Annotated in this window: 20 protein-coding genes and 1 riboswitch; of the genes, 12 read left to right on the forward strand and 8 right to left on the reverse strand. The window is 67.6% G+C overall.

Annotation, left to right across the window (positions count from 1 at the left end):
• Positions 1 to 71: 71 nt before the first annotated feature.
• Positions 72 to 869 (reverse strand): hydroxyethylthiazole kinase, encoded by a 798-nt coding sequence (gene thiM, locus MUB46_RS23820; RefSeq protein WP_261618478.1) that lies wholly within the window; start codon positions 867 to 869, stop codon positions 72 to 74.
• A gap of 56 nt (positions 870 to 925) precedes the next feature.
• Positions 926 to 1,027, reverse strand: a riboswitch (TPP riboswitch).
• Positions 1,028 to 1,115: 88 nt separating this feature from the next.
• Here thiM and MUB46_RS23825 point away from each other — a divergent pair.
• A complete protein-coding gene (locus MUB46_RS23825) occupies positions 1,116 to 1,934 on the forward strand; it encodes an alpha/beta hydrolase (protein ID WP_261618479.1) in 819 nt (272 codons plus the stop codon).
• 109 nt (positions 1,935 to 2,043) lie between these two features.
• The gene (locus MUB46_RS23830; RefSeq protein WP_261618480.1) at positions 2,044 to 2,280 is read left to right on the forward strand and encodes an Lrp/AsnC ligand binding domain-containing protein; all 237 of its coding nucleotides are present in this window, start codon (positions 2,044 to 2,046) and stop codon (positions 2,278 to 2,280) included.
• A gap of 8 nt (positions 2,281 to 2,288) precedes the next feature.
• Here MUB46_RS23830 and MUB46_RS23835 read toward each other — a convergent pair whose 3' ends face one another.
• Positions 2,289 to 3,206, reverse strand: a complete 918-nt coding sequence (locus MUB46_RS23835; RefSeq protein ID WP_261618496.1) for a DMT family transporter — start codon at positions 3,204 to 3,206, stop codon at positions 2,289 to 2,291.
• A 167-nt stretch (positions 3,207 to 3,373) separates the two neighbouring features.
• Between MUB46_RS23835 and MUB46_RS23840 the strand changes: the two genes are divergently transcribed.
• From MUB46_RS23840 to MUB46_RS23850, 3 genes are all read left to right on the forward strand, one after another.
• Positions 3,374 to 3,529 (forward strand): DUF5993 family protein, encoded by a 156-nt coding sequence (locus MUB46_RS23840; RefSeq protein ID WP_261618481.1) that lies wholly within the window; start codon positions 3,374 to 3,376, stop codon positions 3,527 to 3,529.
• Positions 3,530 to 3,538: 9 nt separating this feature from the next.
• Positions 3,539 to 4,108, forward strand: a complete 570-nt coding sequence (locus MUB46_RS23845) for a disulfide bond formation protein B (RefSeq protein ID WP_261618482.1) — start codon at positions 3,539 to 3,541, stop codon at positions 4,106 to 4,108.
• A 103-nt stretch (positions 4,109 to 4,211) separates the two neighbouring features.
• Positions 4,212 to 4,808: a hemerythrin domain-containing protein gene (locus tag MUB46_RS23850; RefSeq protein ID WP_261618483.1), complete on the forward strand. Its 597-nt coding sequence runs from the start codon at positions 4,212 to 4,214 to the stop codon at positions 4,806 to 4,808.
• Positions 4,809 to 4,868: 60 nt separating this feature from the next.
• Here the strand turns inward: MUB46_RS23850 and MUB46_RS23855 are convergent, their stop codons facing one another.
• From MUB46_RS23855 to dctP, 4 genes are all read right to left on the reverse strand, one after another.
• Positions 4,869 to 6,386 (reverse strand): malonate--CoA ligase, encoded by a 1,518-nt coding sequence (locus MUB46_RS23855; RefSeq protein ID WP_261618484.1) that lies wholly within the window; start codon positions 6,384 to 6,386, stop codon positions 4,869 to 4,871.
• 79 nt (positions 6,387 to 6,465) lie between these two features.
• The gene (locus MUB46_RS23860) at positions 6,466 to 7,782 is read right to left on the reverse strand and encodes a TRAP transporter large permease (RefSeq protein WP_261618485.1); all 1,317 of its coding nucleotides are present in this window, start codon (positions 7,780 to 7,782) and stop codon (positions 6,466 to 6,468) included.
• The gene (locus tag MUB46_RS23865) at positions 7,779 to 8,279 is read right to left on the reverse strand and encodes a TRAP transporter small permease subunit (protein WP_261618486.1); all 501 of its coding nucleotides are present in this window, start codon (positions 8,277 to 8,279) and stop codon (positions 7,779 to 7,781) included. Before MUB46_RS23865 ends, MUB46_RS23860 begins: the two co-directional genes overlap by 4 nt.
• A gap of 90 nt (positions 8,280 to 8,369) precedes the next feature.
• Positions 8,370 to 9,371, reverse strand: a complete 1,002-nt coding sequence (gene dctP, locus MUB46_RS23870; protein ID WP_425256309.1) for a TRAP transporter substrate-binding protein DctP — start codon at positions 9,369 to 9,371, stop codon at positions 8,370 to 8,372.
• Between the two features lie 113 nt (positions 9,372 to 9,484).
• Between dctP and MUB46_RS23875 the strand changes: the two genes are divergently transcribed.
• Positions 9,485 to 10,159: a GntR family transcriptional regulator gene (locus MUB46_RS23875; protein WP_261618487.1), complete on the forward strand. Its 675-nt coding sequence runs from the start codon at positions 9,485 to 9,487 to the stop codon at positions 10,157 to 10,159.
• A gap of 145 nt (positions 10,160 to 10,304) precedes the next feature.
• On the opposite strand, the gene tam is transcribed toward MUB46_RS23875, so the two are convergent.
• Together tam and ettA are read right to left on the reverse strand one after the other, a co-directional pair.
• Positions 10,305 to 11,078 (reverse strand): trans-aconitate 2-methyltransferase, encoded by a 774-nt coding sequence (tam, locus tag MUB46_RS23880; protein ID WP_261618488.1) that lies wholly within the window; start codon positions 11,076 to 11,078, stop codon positions 10,305 to 10,307.
• Positions 11,079 to 11,570: 492 nt separating this feature from the next.
• Positions 11,571 to 13,229 carry an energy-dependent translational throttle protein EttA gene (gene ettA / locus MUB46_RS23885; RefSeq protein WP_261618489.1) on the reverse strand — a complete coding sequence of 553 codons (1,659 nt, stop codon included), beginning with the start codon at positions 13,227 to 13,229 and terminating at the stop codon, positions 11,571 to 11,573.
• A 183-nt stretch (positions 13,230 to 13,412) separates the two neighbouring features.
• Here ettA and MUB46_RS23890 point away from each other — a divergent pair, with 183 nt between their 5' ends.
• From MUB46_RS23890 to MUB46_RS23915, 6 genes are all read left to right on the forward strand, one after another.
• Positions 13,413 to 13,775 carry an ArsR/SmtB family transcription factor gene (locus MUB46_RS23890; protein WP_261618490.1) on the forward strand — a complete coding sequence of 121 codons (363 nt, stop codon included), beginning with the start codon at positions 13,413 to 13,415 and terminating at the stop codon, positions 13,773 to 13,775.
• The gene (locus MUB46_RS23895) at positions 13,772 to 14,287 is read left to right on the forward strand and encodes an arsenate reductase ArsC (RefSeq protein WP_261618491.1); all 516 of its coding nucleotides are present in this window, start codon (positions 13,772 to 13,774) and stop codon (positions 14,285 to 14,287) included. Before MUB46_RS23890 ends, MUB46_RS23895 begins: the two co-directional genes overlap by 4 nt.
• An 83-nt stretch (positions 14,288 to 14,370) precedes the next feature.
• Positions 14,371 to 15,402, forward strand: a complete 1,032-nt coding sequence (arsB, locus tag MUB46_RS23900; protein WP_261618492.1) for an ACR3 family arsenite efflux transporter — start codon at positions 14,371 to 14,373, stop codon at positions 15,400 to 15,402.
• Between the two features lie 219 nt (positions 15,403 to 15,621).
• Complete coding sequence (locus tag MUB46_RS23905; RefSeq protein WP_261618493.1) at positions 15,622 to 16,377, forward strand: ABC transporter ATP-binding protein; 756 nt, start codon at positions 15,622 to 15,624, stop codon at positions 16,375 to 16,377.
• Entirely contained in the window at positions 16,370 to 17,116 is a 747-nt protein-coding gene (locus MUB46_RS23910) for an ABC transporter ATP-binding protein (protein ID WP_261618494.1), read from the forward strand. Before MUB46_RS23905 ends, MUB46_RS23910 begins: the two co-directional genes overlap by 8 nt.
• A 46-nt stretch (positions 17,117 to 17,162) precedes the next feature.
• A complete protein-coding gene (locus tag MUB46_RS23915; protein WP_261618495.1) occupies positions 17,163 to 18,356 on the forward strand; it encodes an ABC transporter substrate-binding protein in 1,194 nt (397 codons plus the stop codon).
• Positions 18,357 to 18,374: the final 18 nt, after the last annotated feature.

Genomic DNA, 18,374 nt, shown 5'->3' on the forward strand with positions numbered 1-18,374 from the left:
CAGGCCGGCGAGATCGCGGCCGGCCGCGCGGGCCGGATCGACGAGGCCGTAGAGTCTGAGATCGAGCGGTATCATGAAATCCTCGTTGAGGCGCCGATGTCCTCCGGCGACAGCCGGTTCAGCGCGTCGATGAACAAAGGTGAGAAGGTGCCCGGTCCTGCCGCTTCCGCTCCGGCCCGCTCGGCGGCGGCCGAGACGAAGGCGAGGCAGGCGGCGGCCGCGACGACGGCATCGTGTTCCACGGCGAGGAACCCGGCCATCAGCGCCCCGGTGGCGCAGCCGGTGGCGGTCACCAGCGTCGTCAGCGGATGCCCGCCGGCGACGCGGACCGCCCTGCCCCCCTCGGTGACGTAATCGACGTCGCCGGTGCGCGCGACGGTCGACAGCGACGACAGCGCATAGGCGTCGGCGCTCGCGTCGTCCGCGGCGGTAGCGTCCCCGGCGGTTTCATGTCCACCGGTTCCGGTAAGGGCGGCGAGCTCGGGCCGGTTCAGGCGGATCACCGTCGGCTCGGCCGCGGCCAGCCGCCTGGCCAGCGCGAGCCGGACCGGCGACCGCTCTACGAACACCGGATCGAGCACCCACGGCGTGCCGGCCTCCGTCGCGACCTCGACGGCCGCGTCGATCGCCGCCTGGCGCTGCGGGTCGAGCGTGCCCAGGTTGACGAGCAGCGCATCGGCGCCGGCGACGAAATCAGGCACCTCTTCCGGGTTCACCGTCATCGAGGGAACGGCGCCGGCGGCCAGAAGCACGTTGGCGGTGAGCGTCACCGCCGCCGCGTTGGTGATGCAATGCACACGCGGCCGGCGCGCGCGCAGCCGCGCGACGGCGCCGACGACGTCGTTCGGATCGATGGTGAAAGCCGTCATCGCAGGCGTCCCTGAAAGCGCCGCGCGGCAATGACGAATGAGGAGAAAAGATCTGCGTTCGGCTTCATCCCATATCCCTCCGCCGGCATAATCCGGATCAGGTTCAATGGGTTGGCGAACCGCCTCTCAGTCCCCTAGGGACACCCCAATGAGATCGTGCTAGTCACGTAGCGGACATACGGGGCACTTTCAAGAGCCGACATAGGGGCCAGGGCTCGCATCAGGGGCTTACATCAGGAAATGCGCATGAGCGGGATCGACTACGAGGCGGAATACAACAACCGGGCGCGGGTCCCCGGACATCCGGCGATCATCGAGGGCTGGGCGGCGGACGCCGCGGCCTTCCGCGAGACGGCGGCGATGGAGGCCGACTTCGCCTACGGGCCCGCCGCCCGCAACCGCATCGACCTGTTCTTCCCCACCGACGAAAGCCGGGTCGAGCGCCTGGCGATGTTCATCCATGGCGGCTACTGGCAGGGCCTCGACAAGAGCTTCTTCAGCCACTTGGCCGCCGGCGCCGTCGCCCATGGCGTGGCCGTGGCGGTTCCCGGCTACACCCTGTGTCCGGACGTCGGCATCGGCGACATCGTCGAGGAGATGCGGCTGGCGACCCGCGTGCTGTTCGACCGCTTCCGCGTGCCCGTGGCGGTTTCCGGCCACTCGGCCGGCGGACACCTCGCCGCAGCCCTGCTGGCGACCGACTGGGGTGCCAACGGGCCCGTCGTGCCCGGCGCCCAGCCGATCTCCGGCCTGTTCGAGCTCGAACCGCTCATCCACACGAATCTCAACGCCGCGCTCCGGCTCGACGCGGCGGAAGCCGCACGCCAGAGCCCGCTATTCTGGCCGGCGCCCGCCGGCCGCCGCCTGCACGCCTGGGTCGGCGGCGACGAAAGCGGCGAGTTCCTGCGCCAGAGCCGGGTGATCGCCGAGGACTGGGCGGCCGCCGGCGTCGAAACCGCCTGGCACGCCGTCGACGGCGCCAACCACTTCACCGTCATCGCCCCGCTCGCCGATCCCGACAGCGCGATGACGCGCGATCTGGTCGATCTGGCCACCCCGGCATAATCAGGCCCCGCGTAATCGAGCCCGGCGTAATCGGGCCAGGCATAGTCGCGCGGGCTTGCCGCAGGCGCGCGCTTCTGGTCACATCCATCCGACTCATCCGGAGATGCCAATGATCCCCTTCTTCGTCCAGATCAAATGCCACCTCGGCCGTTCCTACGAGGTCGCCAACCAGATCGCCGACGCGGAGATCGCCTCGGAAATCTATTCGACCGCGGGCGACTACGACCTGTTGGTGAAGTTCTATGTCGACGCCGGAACCGACATCGGCCATTTCGTCAACGAAAAGGTCCAGTGCTTCGAAGGCATCCGCGACACCTACACGATCATCACCTTCAAGGCGTTCTGAGGCGTATCCTAGACCGGCGGCGGCGATGCCTTGCGCTGGCGCTCGCGCTTGATGCCGAGCTGGTGCTCGCGCCAGATGACGAACAGCCCGGCGCCGATGACGATCGCGGAGCCGACCAGGACGATCGGATAGGGCACCTCGCCGAACACCACGTAGCCGATCAGCAGCGACCAGATCATCGCGGTGTAGTCGAACGGCGCGATCACCGAGACGGGAGCATAGCGATAGGCGAGCGTGAGCAGGATCTGGCCGACGCCGCCCACGGTCCCGATCGCCACCAGCAGCAGCGCCGTGCGGCCGTCGGGAACGACCCAGCCGAACGGCAGCGTGAGCAGGGAGAACAGCGTCGCGGTGACGCTGAAGTAGAAGACGATCGCCGCCGTCGTCTCGGTTCCCGTCAGTTGCCGCACCTGGATCATCGCCAGCGCCGTCAGCGCCGCCCCGGCGAACCCGATCACCGCCCCGATCGCCGCGTCATCGGCGGCCGAGATCCCGCTGCCGAGATGCGGCGACAGGATCAGGATCACGCCGAGGAAGCCGATCCCGACGGCCGACCAGCGCAACAGCCCGACCGTCTCGCCGAGCATCACCGTGGCCAGCGCCAGCGTCAGCAGCGGCGCCACGAACCAGATCGCGGTCATGTCGGGCAGCGGAAGATAGCTCAGGCCGACGAAGTACCCGGCCATCGCGGCCGCCCCGAACGCGCCGCGCAGCATGTGGCCCTTGAACCGGCGCGTCTTGAGCGCAAATGGGAACTCGCGTCGGAACGCCATCCAGACCACCAGCGGCGGCAGCGCGAAGAAGCTGCGCGCGAACATGAGCTCGCCGATCGGAACGGAGGTGGTGAGATATTTCACCATCGCCGCCATGACGACGAGGACCATCGCAGACGCGATGCGAAATCCGATTCCGATGAGATGTTGCAGGGCGCCCTCCGATCCCTAACGGAGAACCACGAAACGACGCCCGGCACAATCGCCGAAAACGCAGAGGAGCGTTGCTTCGGCTACCCGGGCGGCAGCTTTCCTGTAGGCTGCGCCGCGTCCGGCGCGATTCGCGTCGAACAGACGACACGATGTATGGAGACCCGGCGATGATGGCCCTGCCCTTTCTTGTTCCCTTTCTGGCGCTTCTGGCCGCCTGGCGCGGCTGGCGCGGCGCCGCTACGGGCCTGTGGGCGCTGTCCGTCGTCGTGTTGCTGGTGCTGTTCAGGCTGCACGCCTCCGACGCCATCAACATCGATCTGTGAGGCATCGCGATGACCCCGTCCCTTGCCCGCGCCCTGAACGCGCTCGGCCTGCTCGCGATCTCCGCAGTCCTGTTGATGGCCTTCGCCGATCAGTTCCTGAAGCATGACCTGCCCTGCCCCCTGTGCCTGCTGCAGCGCGCCGGCATGGTGATCGCCGGTGTCGGCATCGCCATGAACGTCGCCATCGGCCCCCGCCCGGCGCATTACGCCATGGCGATTGTCTCGGCCGTCGCCGGCGCGGCGGTCGCCCTGCGCCAGGTCGCCCTGCACATCGTGCCCGGCACCGGCGGCTATGGCGATCCGTTCCTGGGCCTGCACTTCTACACCTGGGCCGTGGTGGTGTTCGCGCTGATCATCCTCGGATCGGCGGCGATGCTGTTCTTCGAGGGCCAGTTCGAACCCGAGGCCGAACCTGCGCCCCGCCGCCTCGCCGGCCTGTCGCTCGCAGCCTTCGGCCTGTTCGCGCTGCTCGCCCTGGGCAATACGGTCTCGACCGTCGCCGAATGCGAGCTCGGCCTGTGCCCCGACGATCCGACGACCTACCAGCTGTTCGACAAGGCCGCGCCGACGCCCCAGTGACGCCGGAGTGACGCTGGAGTGACGCCGCGGCGGCTTGCGTCCGGGATCCGGCGTCCCAGATAGTGAGGGCCACCGAACCCCGGACCCCGACCGATCACCGCCCATGACCGACGCCGACGGACCTGACGCTGCCCTGGACCTGGACCGCCGCACCGGCTGGCCGGACGACCTGCGCCTGCTGATCGCGCGTTACCCGCGCGAGGTCTGGCCGACCCATCCCAATCTCGGCGAATTGTCGAAGTTCTGGCTCGGCCGCCACGACATGTTCCGCGAGCTCAACGGCGCGCTGCTGTCGGCCTCCGACCAGCTCAAGGCCGGCACCGTGCCAGCCGAGGCCTTCCGCCAGTGGTTCCTGCCGCGCATCCGGTTCTTTCTCCAGCAGCTAGAAGGTCATCACATGATCGAGGACCACGAGTACTTCCCGCTGCTGACCCGGACCGAGCCGAGGCTGGCGCGCGGTTTCGATATCCTGGAGAACGACCACGAGGCGATCCACGCCGGCCTGCTGGCGCTTCAGGAGGCCGGCGGCGGCCTCGCCCGGGCGCTCACCGGTCCGCCCGACCGCATCGGCTTCGCCGCCGAGGCGATGTCGGACACGCTGTCGGGTTTCCTGACGCGCCTTCACCGCCACCTCGACGACGAGGAAGACCTGATCATCCCGATCCTGCTCGATCGCGGCGAGATGGCGCTGGGGGGATAGCGGCTATCCCCCCGTCCCCCGCCGCTCATTCCCGCGAAACCGGGAATCAGCGGGCTGGTCCTACCCCTCGTAGGTCTTGGCGTAGGTATCGCGCAGGACGTTCTTCTGCACCTTGCCCATGGTGTTGCGCGGCAGCGCGTCGACGAAGAACACCCGCTTGGGCAGCTTGTAGGCGGCGAGCCGCTGCTTCAGCTGCGCCTGCACGTGCTCCTCGGGAAGCGCCGCGCCCGTCTCCAGCACGACGACGGCGGTGACGCCCTCGCCGAAATCGCGGTGCGGCAGGCCGATGACGGCGGATTCGACGACGCCCTCCATGGCGTCGATCTCGCTCTCGACTTCCTTGGGATAGACGTTGAAGCCGCCCGAGATGATCAGGTCCTTGGCGCGGCCGACGATGTGGACGTAGCCGTCGGCGTCCACCATCGCCACGTCGCCGGTGATGAAGAAGCCGTCGGGGCGGAACTCCGCCTGCGTCTTCTCCGGCATCCGCCAGTAGCCCTTGAAGACGTTGGGGCCCTTCACTTCGATGATGCCGATCTCGCCCTGCGGCAGTTCCGATCCGCTGTCCGGATCGACGATGCGCAGGTCCACGCCCGGCAGCGGGAAGCCGACCGTGCCGGCGCGCCGCTCCCCCTCGTAGGGGTTCGACGTGCTCATGTTGGTCTCGGTCATGCCGTAGCGCTCGAGGATGCGGTGGCCGGTGCGCTCCTCGAAGGCGCGGTGCGTCTCCGCCAGGAGCGGCGCCGAGCCCGAGGTGAACAGCCGCATGGTCTTCGTGACCTCGCGGGTGAGGCCCGGATGGTCGATGAGGCGCGTGTAGAAGGTAGGCACGCCCATCATCGTGGTCGCCCGCGGCATCAGCGCCAGCACCGCATCGGCGTCGAACTTCGGCAGGAACAGCATCGTGCCGCCGGCCATCAGCAGCGTGTTGGTGGCCACGAACAGCCCGTGCGTGTGATAGATCGGCAGGGCGTGTATCAGCACGTCGGCGGCGGTGAAGCGCCAGGCGTCGACCAGCACCTCGGCGTTGGAGGCCAGGTTGTCCTGGGTCAGCATGGCGCCCTTGGAGCGCCCGGTCGTGCCCGAGGTGTAGAGGATCGCGGCGAGATCGTCGCCGGCGCGGTCGACGTCGGCGAACGTGTCGAACTGGCCCGCCGCCTTGTCGGCCATCGTGCCCCGCCCCGCGCTGTCCAGCGTCTCCACCGCGGCGACGCCCTTCGCCTCGGGCAGCGCGGCCACCGCCTCGCGCACGGCCGGATCGCAGACGACGACGGTCGGCTCGGCATCGCCGATGAAGTAGCCGAGCTCGGCCAGCGTGTAGGCGGTGTTGAGCGGAAGGTAGACCGCACCGGCGCGCAGGCAGCCGAGATAGAGCAGCAGCGCCTCGGCCGATTTCTGCACCTGCACCGCCACCCGGTCGCCGGGCTTTACGCCCAGCTTCATCAGCGCGCCGGCCATGCGCGCGCTCTCGGCATCGAGGTCGCCATAGGTGATCGTGCGGCCGTCGTGCGTCTCCAGGAAGACCTTCGAGGGATCGGGAAACCGCGCGGCGAGCCGGGCGTAAAGCGAAGTTGTCATGGTTCAGGCGTCTTTTCTTTGGTTAGCAGGTCTTCGATTGGCAAGTCTTCGGTTGGTTGGCAGGCATCAGCACGGGCATCTAGCCCCCCGGCCCCATCAGCGCGGTCGGCAGCCAGGTGACGATCTCGGGGAAGATGCACAAGATGACGATCCCGACAACCATGCACAGCACATAGGGCAGCGAACCGCGCAGGATCGTCTGCAGCGGGATGTCGGGCGCGATCCCGTTGATGACGTAGAGATTCAGCCCCACCGGCGGTGTGATCAGGCCGATTTCCATATTGATCGTCAGGATCACCGCGAACCAGTAGGGGTCGAACCCGGCCTGCGTGATGATCGGCAGCAGGATCGGCGCCGTCATCAGGATCACCGCGACCGGCGGCAGGAAGAAGCCAGCGAACAGCAGGAACACGTTGATCAGCGCCATCAGCACCCAGCGGTTCACGTCCAGGTCGCCGATCCAGCCGGCGATCGACTGGGTGATGAACATCGACGACAGCGTGAAGGCGAACAGTTCGGACGCGCCGATGATCATCATGATCATCACCGATTCCCGCAGCGAGGAGCGGAACACCTCGATCAGCGGGCCCGGCCGGAAGATCCGGTAGATGACGATGACCAGGACGATGCAGAACAGCGCGCCGGCGCCGGCGGCTTCCGACGGCGTGGCGACGCCGCCGTAGAGCACGTAGAGGATGCCGGCGATGATCAGCAGGAACGGCAGCACGCGCGGCAGCGCCTGGAAGCGCTCCTTGAAGGTGAAGCGCTGCGCCATCTGCTCGAAGCTGTAGCCCGCGAGCCGGCACGAGATCAGCGTCCAGATCATGAACAGCACGGTCAGCAGCAGGCCCGGCAGCAGGCCTGCGATGAACAGCCGGCCGATCGACGTCTCCGTGGCGATGCCGTAGACGATCATCGTCACCGACGGCGGGATCAGGATGCCGAGCGTGCCGCCGGCGGCGATCGAGCCCGCCGCGATCGACTTGGGATAGCCCCGGTCGACCATTTCCGGGATGCCCATCTTGCCGATGGCCGCACAGGTGGCCGGCGACGAGCCCGACAGCGCGGCGAAGATCGAACAGGCGCCGATATTGGACAGCACCAGCCCGCCCGGCACCCGGTTCAGCCAGCGGTCGAGCGCGATGTAGAGGTCCTTGCCGGCGGGGCTGGAGGCGACCGCCGATCCCATCAGGATGAACATCGGGATCGACACCAGCGCGAAGCTGTCGAGCCCGCCGAAGAAGGTCTCGCCGACGATGTCGAGCGCGCCGAAGCCGTCGGTCAGGACCAGCGCGCCGATCGAGACGAAGCCGAGCGCGAAGGCGATCGGCATCCCCGTCGCCAGCAGGCCGAGCAGCGCGCCCAGCACCAGAAGTCCCATGGTGAGCGTCGTCATGCCGGCCTCCCGCCCAGCCGGGGATTGGCGAGCTTCATCAGCTCGGCGACGTATTGCAGGCACAACAGCCCGATACCGACCGGCATCGGCAGCAGCGGGATCCACAGCGGCAGCGCCCAGACCGTCGCCGTCTTCCAGCCGCGCGTCAGGGCTTCGTGGAAATAGACCCAGCCCGACCAGGCGAGCACGGCGCAGAACGCCAGGCTGGCCACGCCGGCGATGATCTGCAGCACCAGCCGCCCGCGGCCGTGCATCGCCTCGGGCAGCAGGTCGACGCCGACATGGCCGCGATCGATCAGCACCGCGGGCGAGCCGAGCAGCGTCGCGGCGATCACCGCGTAGATCACGAATTCCGTCTGCCAGATGGTCGAGCCGTTGAGGACGTAGCGCACGAAGATCATCTGCGAGACGACCAGCACGGCGGCGGCGAGCAACAGCATCGAGAAGATGCCGAACGCGCGGGAGACGGCGCTCACGACGCGGATATAGGTCTGCATGGCTTGCGCTCCCCCCGGACCGGGCCCCACGCTACAGGGAAGCGGACGGCGCCGGGCCTATGCCTCCGGCGCCGCCGCGAACCGACGGACTTACTCGACGGCGAGCGCCTTCTCGATCAGTTCCTTGCCGCCGGGAACGTCCTTCTCGAAGTTCGCGTAGGACGATTTCTTGGCGACCTCGAGCCAGGCATTGTAGTCGTCGCCCGACATCTCGACCACCTCGACGCCGTTCTCCTTGAACGTGTCGATCATCTTCTGGTCGATCTTCTTGGCTTCCTCGAAGAAGTAGTCCTCGGCCTTCTGGCCGGCGGCCATCACCGCGTCCTGCTGCTCCTTGGTGAGCCCATCCCAGGTCTTCTTCGACATCAGGATCGGCTCGTACATGAACCACAGGGCGTTGGCGCCCGGCGCGGTCAGGCACTTCACCTGCTCGTAGAGCCGGTACGACACGAACGAACCGGACGAGGTGTTGGTGGCGTCGAGCACGCCCGTCTGCATCGCCGAGTAGATCTCGGACGACGGCATCGACGCGATCGAGGCGCCGGCGTCGGCCAGCATCTGCTCGAAGGCCGGGCCGGCCGCACGCGTCACCTGGCCCTTGATGGACTCGGGATCGGTGATGCAGTTCTGCTTCGAGGCGAAGGCGCCGGCGAGCCAGGCGTCGGAGACGACGACCACGTCGTTCTCCTCGATCAGCGCCTTGATGTCGGCCATGAAATCGGAATCGTTCATCCGCTTGGCGCGGTCGTGGTTGCGCACCAGCCCCGGCATCAGCGTCGCCGAGAACTGCGGCACGCGGCCGGACGCGTAGTCGAGCGGGAAGGCGGCGATGTCGAGCTGCCCCTTCGACAGCGCGCCCCACTGGTCGCGCGGCTTGAACAGCGAGGCGCCCGGATAGACCTGGACCTCCAGCCCGACGCCGGCGTTGCCGATCTCGCGGGCGATGATCTGCACCATCTCGTCGCGCACGTCGCCCTTGCCGCCCGGCCACTGATGCGAGGCCTTCAGCGTCTTGTCGGCGGCGCCGGCGCCACCCGTCAGCGCGATCGCCAGCCCGATCGCGGCCACACCGGTCTTCAGCATCTTGCTCATGCCTGTAGTCCTCCCTTGGCTTGTTTCCATTGGTATTGGGCCCAGCGCATCATGGAATAACTGTCGCGTCAACTTTCTTGTATACAAGAGACCAATCCTTGTACGCTGACCGTATGAGCGAACGAACCGCCTCCCGCCTGCGCGACACGCTCGAGCAGGACATCGCAACCGGCGCACTGGCGCCCGGCACCCGCCTGGACGAAACCGCGCTGGCCGAGCGCTTCGGCGTGTCGCGGACGCCGATCCGCGAAGCGCTGCTGGAACTGGCCGGGTCGGGGCTCGTCGAGCACCGGCCCCGCCGCGGCGCGGTGGTCGCGCGGATCGGCGCCGGCCGCCTGTTCGAAATGTTCGAGGTCATGGCGGAGCTGGAAGGCATGTGCGGCCGCCTCGCCGCCCGCCGCATTACCGACCGCCAGCGCGCCGATCTGGCCGAGGCCGGCAATGCCTGCGCCGAGGCCGCCGCCGGCGGCGATACCGACGCCTACTATTACGAGAACGAGCAGTTTCACTACGCAATTTACGCGGCCTGCGGCAACGGCTTCCTGGCCGAGGAGGCCCGCCGCCTGCATCGGCGGCTGAAGCCCTATCGCCGGCTGCAGCTTCGCGTGCACGATCGGATGCAGACGTCGCTGGCCGAGCACGAGGCGATCGTCGCGGCGATCCTGTCCGGCGACCCGGACCGCGCCGAGCGCCTGCTGAAGGCCCATGTGGTCGTCCAGGGCGAGCGCTTCAGCGATCTCGTCGCCAGCCTGAACCGGTTCGAGGAAACCGCCGCCACGGCGCGCTAGCCGACCCGGCTCCCGCTGCACCCGACCGCTCATCGCCGCGAAAGCGGGGATCGCCCTGATGGGGCCACGACCTCGTATACTGGCAGCCGGCGTCCCGCCTACGCGAGCCTGCGCGGATGTGGATCGGCCGGAAGAAAGCCGTCCGCTAGGCCTTCACCGCGACGATGAACAGCCGCGGGAACCACAACAGCAACTTGCCGTCGGCGCGGGCCGGATAGGCCTTGGCGATCCGCGCCGTATAGGCGGCGAGATAGCCCGCGCGCTCCGCCTCGTCGAGCGGGTCGAGATAGGGCCGCAGGCCCGTACCCTTCAGCCACTCGACGATGCCCTCGGGCCCGTCCTGCGGATGGGTATAGATCGTGTGCCAGATATCGAAGCTCTGCGACATGGGCGCCAGCCGGTCGTAGTAGACGGGCTTCGCCGGCAACCGATCGCGGGCGAGGCCGGCCGAGGCGAGCTTTCCGGCCCACGGCCCCGCGCCCGCCGTCTCGTCCATCGCCACGTGGCTCGGCTCGCCCAGGTTGTCGGGCATCTGCACCGCCAGCACGCCGCCGGGCTTCAGCGCACCGAACAGCCCGGCGAGCACGGCGAGATGGTCCGGCACCCACTGGAACGTGGCGTTCGAGTAGATCAGGTCGACATCCGCGTCCGGCATCCAGCGCGCCGCGTCGGCCTTGAAGAATTCGGTCTCCGGCAGCCGCTTGCGCGCCGCCTCCAGCATGGTGTCCGACGTATCGAACCCAGCGACCGCCGCCCCCGGCCAGCGCCGGACGAGCAGCTCGGTCGAATTGCCCGGCCCGCAGCCGATGTCGACGATCCGCTCCGGTGCCTCAAGCGGCACCCGCGCGACCAGCTCGGCCGCCGGTCGCGTGCGCTCGTCCTCGAACTTCAGGTACTGGGAGGCGGACCAGGTCGGCATGGATCACCCCTGTTTCTGACTCGCGGGCAGACCGCGCCAGCGTCGACACTCCTTGTGTCATTGCCGGGCCTGTCCCGGCAATCCATGGCCACCATACGCCCGGGGTGTTCATGGATGCCCGGAACGAGTCCGGGCCTGACAGCACCGGGCATGACACCACAGGGATAACACGGACTCGTCTAAGCCTGTGTCAGCCGCTTGTACTTGATCCGCGGGGCCATCACCGCATCCCCGCCTCAAACGGCACCCGCGCGACCCGTCCAGCCGCCGGGCGGGGGCGTTTGACTAGCGGAAACGATGCAATGGCCGGCGACCGTCGCCATCGCCGAATGGGCCCTGGATCAAGTCCAGGGCACGAGGCTGTTCGGATGTCACGGCTGTGTTCCAAACAGAAGCCGCGTGTCCCGGACGTGATCCGGGACCCATGAGCGGCAGGCAAGACGGCGGCGATGGCACCTCGCCCCTCGACCGTATGCACGACGCTGACCGCGTCTAAGCCCGCGTCAGCCGCTTGTACTTGATCCGCTTGGGCATCACCGAGTCGGGACCGAGGCGGCGCTTCTTGTCCTCCTCGTAGTCCTCGAAGTTGCCCTCGAACCATTCGACATGGCTGTCGCCCTCGAAGGCCAGGATGTGGGTGGCGAGGCGGTCGAGGAACATGCGGTCATGGCTGATCACGACGGCGCAGCCGGCGAAATCCTCCAACGCGTCCTCCAGCGCCGCCAGCGTCTCGGTGTCGAGGTCGTTGGTCGGCTCGTCGAGCAGCAGCACGTTGGCGCCGGACTTCAGCACCTTGGCCAGGTGCACGCGGTTGCGCTGGCCGCCCGACAGCGAGCCGACCTTCTGCTGCTGATCGCCGCCCTTGAAGTTGAACGCCGAGGTATAGGCGCGAGAGTTCACCTCCCGCTTGCCCAGTTCCAGCACCTCGCTGCCGCCGGAAATCTCCTCCCACACGGTCTTGTCGGGATCGAGCGCGTCGCGGCTCTGGTCGACATAGCCGAGCTTCACGGTGTCGCCGAGCGTGATGTCGCCGGAATCCGGCGTTTCCTGTTCGGTGATCATGCGGAACAGCGTCGACTTGCCGGCGCCGTTGGGACCGATCACACCGACGATGCCGCCGGGCGGCAGATTGAACGAGAGGTCGTCGATCAGCAGCCGGTCGCCGTAGCCCTTCGACAGGTGCTCGACATTGATGGCGACGTCGCCGAGGCGAGGTCCGGGCGGGATCACGATCTGCGCGGCGCTCGACTTCATCCGCTCGTCGTTCTTCCTGAGCAACTCGTCATAGGCCTGGATCCGCGCCTTGGACTTGGCCTGGCGGGCGCGGGGGCTCGCCGCCATCCATTCGCGCTCGCGCGACAGCGCCTTCTCGCGCGCGGCGTCCTCGCGGCCCTCCTGCGCCAGCCGCTTGGCCTTCTTCTCCAGATAGGCCGAGTAATTGCCCTCGTAGGGGATGCCGCGACCGCGGTCGAGCTCGAGGATCCAGCCGGTCACGTTGTCGAGGAAGTAGCGATCGTGGGTGACGATCAGGATGGCGCCCGGATACTCGCGCAGGTGGTTTTCCAGCCAGTGCACGGTCTCGGCGTCGAGATGGTTGGTCGGCTCGTCGAGCAGCAGCAGGTCGGGCTGCTCCAGCAGCAGCCGGCACAGCGCCACGCGGCGGCGCTCGCCGCCCGACAGCTTGGAGACGTCGGCGTCCGGCGGCGGGCAGCGCAGCGCGTCCATCGCCTGCTCCACCTGCGAATCGAGATCCCACAGGTTCAGCCGGTCGATGTCGTCCTGCAGCTTGGACGCCTCCTCCGCCGTCTCGTCGGAGTAGTTCATCATCAGCTCGTTGTAGCGGTCGAGGATCGCCTGCTTCTCGGCGACGCCGTCCATGACGTTGCCGCGCACGTCCTTGGCCTCGTCGAGCTGCGGCTCCTGCGGCAGGTACCCGCAGGTCGCCCCGTCCGCGAGCCAGGACTCCCCGGTGTACTCGGTGTCGAGCCCGGCCATGAGGCGCAGAAGCGTCGACTTGCCCGAGCCGTTCGGGCCCAGCACGCCGATCTTGGCGTCGGGGTAGAAGCTCAGGTTGATGTTTTCCAGGACCTTCTTGCCACCCGTATAGGTCTTGGTCAGGCCCTGCATGTGATAGATGAACTGGCGCGCCATATCCGCCCTTAACCCGTTCTGAGATTTCGGAGAATTCGCGGCTTATCTAGGCGAACGGGGCACGCGGCGCAATGGGGGTGCGGGCGGCATTGTGTCCCGATGCCCCGCGTGCCGCAGCGTCTGCGGTAGGCCGCGGCGTCATTCTCCGCCTTGACATTTCAACAATTCTTGTATCATTGAATTATGGATCACGAAGCCGCCGTCACCCGTCTTGCCGCCCTGGGCCAGACCCACCGCCTCACCCTGTTCCGCACGCTCATGCGGGCCGGCCCGTCGGGCATGCCGGCAGGCGCGCTCGCCCGGGCCTGCGACCTGCGGCCCTCGGCCTTCACCTTCCATGTCGCCCAGCTCGAGCAGGCCGGCCTCGTCACCAGCTGGCGGCGTGGCCGCAACATCTTCTACGCGGTGGCGATCGAGGAGATGCGGCGGCTGATGGTGCATCTGACCGAGGACTGCTGCGACGGCCATCCCGAGATCTGCGGCGGCCTGTCCGACGCGATCGCCCAGAACTGCGCCGACTCCCCCGTTTGCGAGGTAACCGAATGAGCGCCGATCGCTACACCGTGCTGTTTCTGTGCACCGGCAATTCCGCCCGCTCCATCATCGCCGAGGCGATCCTGAACCGGATCGGCAGTCCGCGATTCACCGCCCTGTCCGCCGGCAGCCACCCCAAAGGCGCCGTCCACCCTTACACGCTCGACCTGTTGAAGGGCCTGAACCATCCCGTCGACGACCTGCGGTCGAAATCGTGGGACGAATTCGCCGGAGCCGATGCGCCGCAGCTCGATTTCGTCTTCACCGTCTGCGACGACGCGGCGGGCGAAGCCTGCCCGGTCTGGCCCGGCCAGCCCATGTCGGCCCACTGGGGCGTGCCCGATCCGGCCGCCGCCACCGGCAGCGAAGCCGTCAGGCGGGCCGCCTTCGCCGAGACCTACCGGATGCTGCACCAGCGCCTCTCGATCTTCGTCAACCTGCCGTTCTCCTCGCTCGACCGGCTGACGCTGCAGCAGCACCTGCGCGATATCGGCAAGCCGGGCGCCGGCGATACGCCGGCCTGAACCGCCCCCGAACGACCATCGCCACGCAAGAACTCACCAAACGAACGCCCTCCCCCGACCGAATACAGCCCGGACGCCCCGCCATGACGCTCTTCGAACGCTACCTGACCCTCTGGGTCGCCCTGTGCATCGTCGTCGGCGTCGCGCTCGGCCACGTCTTTCCCGATTTCGCGCGGGCGCTCGGCTCGATGGAGGTCGCGCACGTCAACCTGCCGGTCGCCGTGCTGATCTGGCTGATGATCATCCCGATGCTGGTGAAGATCGACTTCGCCGCCCTGTCCGGGGTCGCCGAGCACTGGCGCGGCATCGGCGTCACGCTGTTCATGAACTGGGCGGTGAAGCCGTTCACGATGGCGCTGCTGGGATGGCTGTTCATCGGCTGGCTGTTTCGCCCGCTCCTGCCCGCGGATCAGGTCGACAGCTATATCGCCGGGCTCATCCTGCTGGGCGCCGCCCCCTGCACCGCGATGGTCTTCGTCTGGAGCAACCTGACCAGGGGCGAGCCGCATTTCACCCTGTCCCAGGTCGCCCTGAACGACGCGATCATGGTGTTCGCCTTCGCGCCGATCGTGGCGCTGCTGCTCGGGCTGTCGGCGATCATCGTGCCGTGGGACACGCTGGTCCTCTCGGTGGTCCTCTACATCGTCGTACCGGTGGTCATCGCCCAGGTCCTGCGCCGTGCCGTCCTGCGCCGCGGCGAGGCCACGTTCGCCGCCTTCCTGGCGCGGCTCCAGCCGGTATCCGTGCTCGCCCTGCTGGCGACGCTGGTGCTGCTGTTCGCCTTCCAGGGCGAGCAGATCCTGGCGCAGCCGTTCATCATCGTGCTGCTGGCCGTGCCGATCCTGCTGCAGACCTATTTTATCTTCGGCCTCGGCTACCTGCTCAATCGCGCTACCGGCGAGGTCCATTGCATCGCCGCTCCCTCCGCCCTGATCGGCGCCAGCAACTTCTTCGAACTGGCGGTCGCCGCCGCCATCAGCCTGTTCGGCTTCGGCTCCGGCGCCGCCCTCGCCACCGTCGTCGGCGTGCTGATCGAAGTGCCGGTGATGCTGTCGCTGGTCGCCTTCGCCAACCGGACGGCGCACTGGTTCCCGGCCCGGCAGCCGTCGACCTGAAGCCAGGCAATACATCGCCGGTTAAATTAACTACGCCAACGGGTTGCCGATGCCGGTCGGGCCCGAATACGGCCTTGCATATGCCCCCCGCTCGTGCATTCATTCAGTCAATAAGTGCGCTTGGACTAAGGTGCGGCACGAAGGGTGGGGTCATGGGGAGACCCTCAATAAGCCTGTGCCTCGCCGCGAACGAAGCGTCGAGGAGGAAACGGCTTACGCATGACAGATGCCATCATTCTGTCGGCGCGCGACCTGACGAAGGAGTTCAAGGGCTTCTTCGCCGTCGACGGCGTCGACCTGAACGTGAGGCAGGGCACGATACACGCGCTCATCGGGCCGAACGGAGCAGGCAAGACCACCTGCTTCAATCTCCTGACCAAGTTCCTGTCGCCGACGCGCGGAACGATCACCTACAAGGGCACGGACATCACCGCCCTGTCGCCGGCCGACATCGCGCGCATGGGCCTCGTGCGCTCCTTCCAGATCTCCGCCGTCTTCCCCAACCTCACCGCGCTCGAGAACGTCCGCATCGCGCTGCAGCGCCAGCGCGGTGACTCCTACGATTTCTGGCGGTCCGAGCGGGTGCTGGGCGGCTTCGATGCGCGGGCCGCCGAACTGCTCGGCGAGGTCGGCCTGTCCGAATTCGCCGGCGTCCATGCCGGCGAGCTGTCCTATGGCCGCAAGCGCGCATTGGAGATCGCCACCACGCTGGCGCTCGATCCGGAAATGCTGCTGCTCGACGAGCCGATGGCCGGCATGAGCCACGAGGACGTCGACCGCATCTCCGCGCTGATCAAGCGCGTCGCCGCCAACCGCACGGTGCTGATGGTCGAGCACAACCTTTCGGTCGTCTCCTCGCTGTCCGACACGATCACCGTGCTGGCGCGCGGCCGGGTGCTCGCCGAGGGCGACTATGCGACCGTCTCGAAGGATCCCGATGTCGTCGAAGCCTATATCGGAGCCGGCCATGGCTGACGCAGCACTCGCCGACCGGCCGCGGGCGCGCCCGGCCCAGGCACCGCTTTTGTCGGTGCGTGATCTCAACGCCTGGTACGGCGAAAGCCACGCTCTGCACGGCGTCACCTTCGACGTGCACGAGGGCGAGGTCGTGACCCTGCTCGGCCGCAATGGCGCCGGCAAGACGACCACGCTGAAGGCGATCATGGGCATCCTGGCGAAGCGCACCGGATCAGTGACCTTCGAGGACAGGGAGACGATCGGCCTGCCGGCGCGCGCCATCGCCCGGGCCGGCATCGCCTACTGTCCGGAGGAGCGCGGCATCTTCTCCTCGCTGTCGGTCGAGGAGAACCTGATGCTGCCGCCGCAGGTCAAGTCCGGCGGCATGTCCGTAGAGCGCATCTTCGAGCTCTTCCCGAACCTGCGGGAGCGCCTGTCGAGCCAGGGCACGAAGCTGTCCGGCGGCGAGCAGCAGATGCTGGCGATCGGCCGGATTCTGCGCACCGGCGCCAAGACGCTGCTGCTCGACGAGCCGACCGAGGGTTTGGCGCCCGTCATTATCCAGCAGATCGGCCGGACGATCGAGCGGCTGAAGGCGGAAGGCTTCACGATCATCCTGGTGGAGCAGAACTTCCGCTTCGCCGCCACCGTCGCCGATCGCCACTACGTCGTCGAGCAGGGCAAGGTCGTCGACCAGATCCTGAACGACGAACTCGATGCCAACATCGAGAAACTGCACGCCTATCTGGGCGTCTGAATCAAGAAAGGCGCCCCGGGCGCCGCACCAAGGAGGAGTGTAAGACATGACGTACAAGGAGATTCTTCTGGGCGCCGTTGCCGTCGCCGCATTCGCGGTTCCGGCCTATGCGGTGGACGTCAAGATCGGCGTCCTCAACGACCGCTCGGGGATCTACGCCGATGTCGCCGGCGAAGGGTCGGCGGTCGCCGCGCGCATGGCGGTCGAGGACTTCGACCCGGCGGCGAACGGACTTACTGTCGAGATCGTCTCGGCCGACCATCAGAACAAGCCGGACGTCGGCTCCACCATCGCCCGGCAGTGGTACGACACGGAGAATGTCGACGCCATCGTCGACGTGCCGACCTCGTCGGTGGCGCTCGCCATCAACGACATCACCCGCGAGGCCAACAAGGTCTTCCTGAACTCCGGCGCGGCCACCTCCGACCTGACGGGCGCCGCCTGCTCGCCCAACACGATCCACTGGACCTACGACACCTGGCAGCTCGCCAACGGCACCGGTCGCGCGGTCGTGGAAAGCGGCGGCGACACCTGGTTCTTCATGACCGCGGACTACGCCTTCGGCCATGCGCTGGAGCGCGACACCTCGGCCGTCGTCGAGGCAAGCGGCGGCAAGATCGTCGGATCCGTGCGCACGCCCTTCCCCGGCACCGACTTCTCGTCCTTCCTGCTCCAGGGCCAGTCGTCGGGCGCCAAGGTCATCGGTCTGGCCAATGCCGGCGGCGACACCATCAACTCGATCAAGCAGGCCTCCGAGTTCGGCATCACCCAGGCCGGCCAGTCGCTCGCCGGCCTGCTGGTCTTCATCAGCGACATCCATGCCCTCGGCCTCGACCAGGCGCAGGGCCTGCTGCTGACCTCCAGCTTCTACTGGGACCTGAACGACGACACGCGCGCATGGTCGGCGCGCTTCGAGGAACAGACCGGCAAGAAGCCGACCATGATCCAGGCCGGCGTCTACTCGAGCGTCCTTCACTACCTGAAGGCCGTCGCCGCGCTCGGCGACAAGGAGGCCGGGGCCGTCATCGCGAAGATGAAGGAAATGCCGAGCAGCGATCCCGTGTTCGGCGAGGGTCAGGTGCGCCCCGACGGCCGCCACATCCACAACTCCTACCTGTTCCGCGTGAAGACCCCGGCGGAATCGGAAGGCCCGTGGGACTACTACGAGACCGTTTCCACGACGCCGGCGGAACAGGCGTTCCGTCCGATCGAGGAAGGCGGCTGCCCGCTCGTCAAGTAAAGGCGGAACCGGCCGGGG

The sequence above is a fragment of the Microbaculum marinisediminis genome (assembly GCF_025397915.1).
Classification (GTDB): Bacteria; Pseudomonadota; Alphaproteobacteria; order Rhizobiales; family Tepidamorphaceae; genus Microbaculum; species Microbaculum marinisediminis.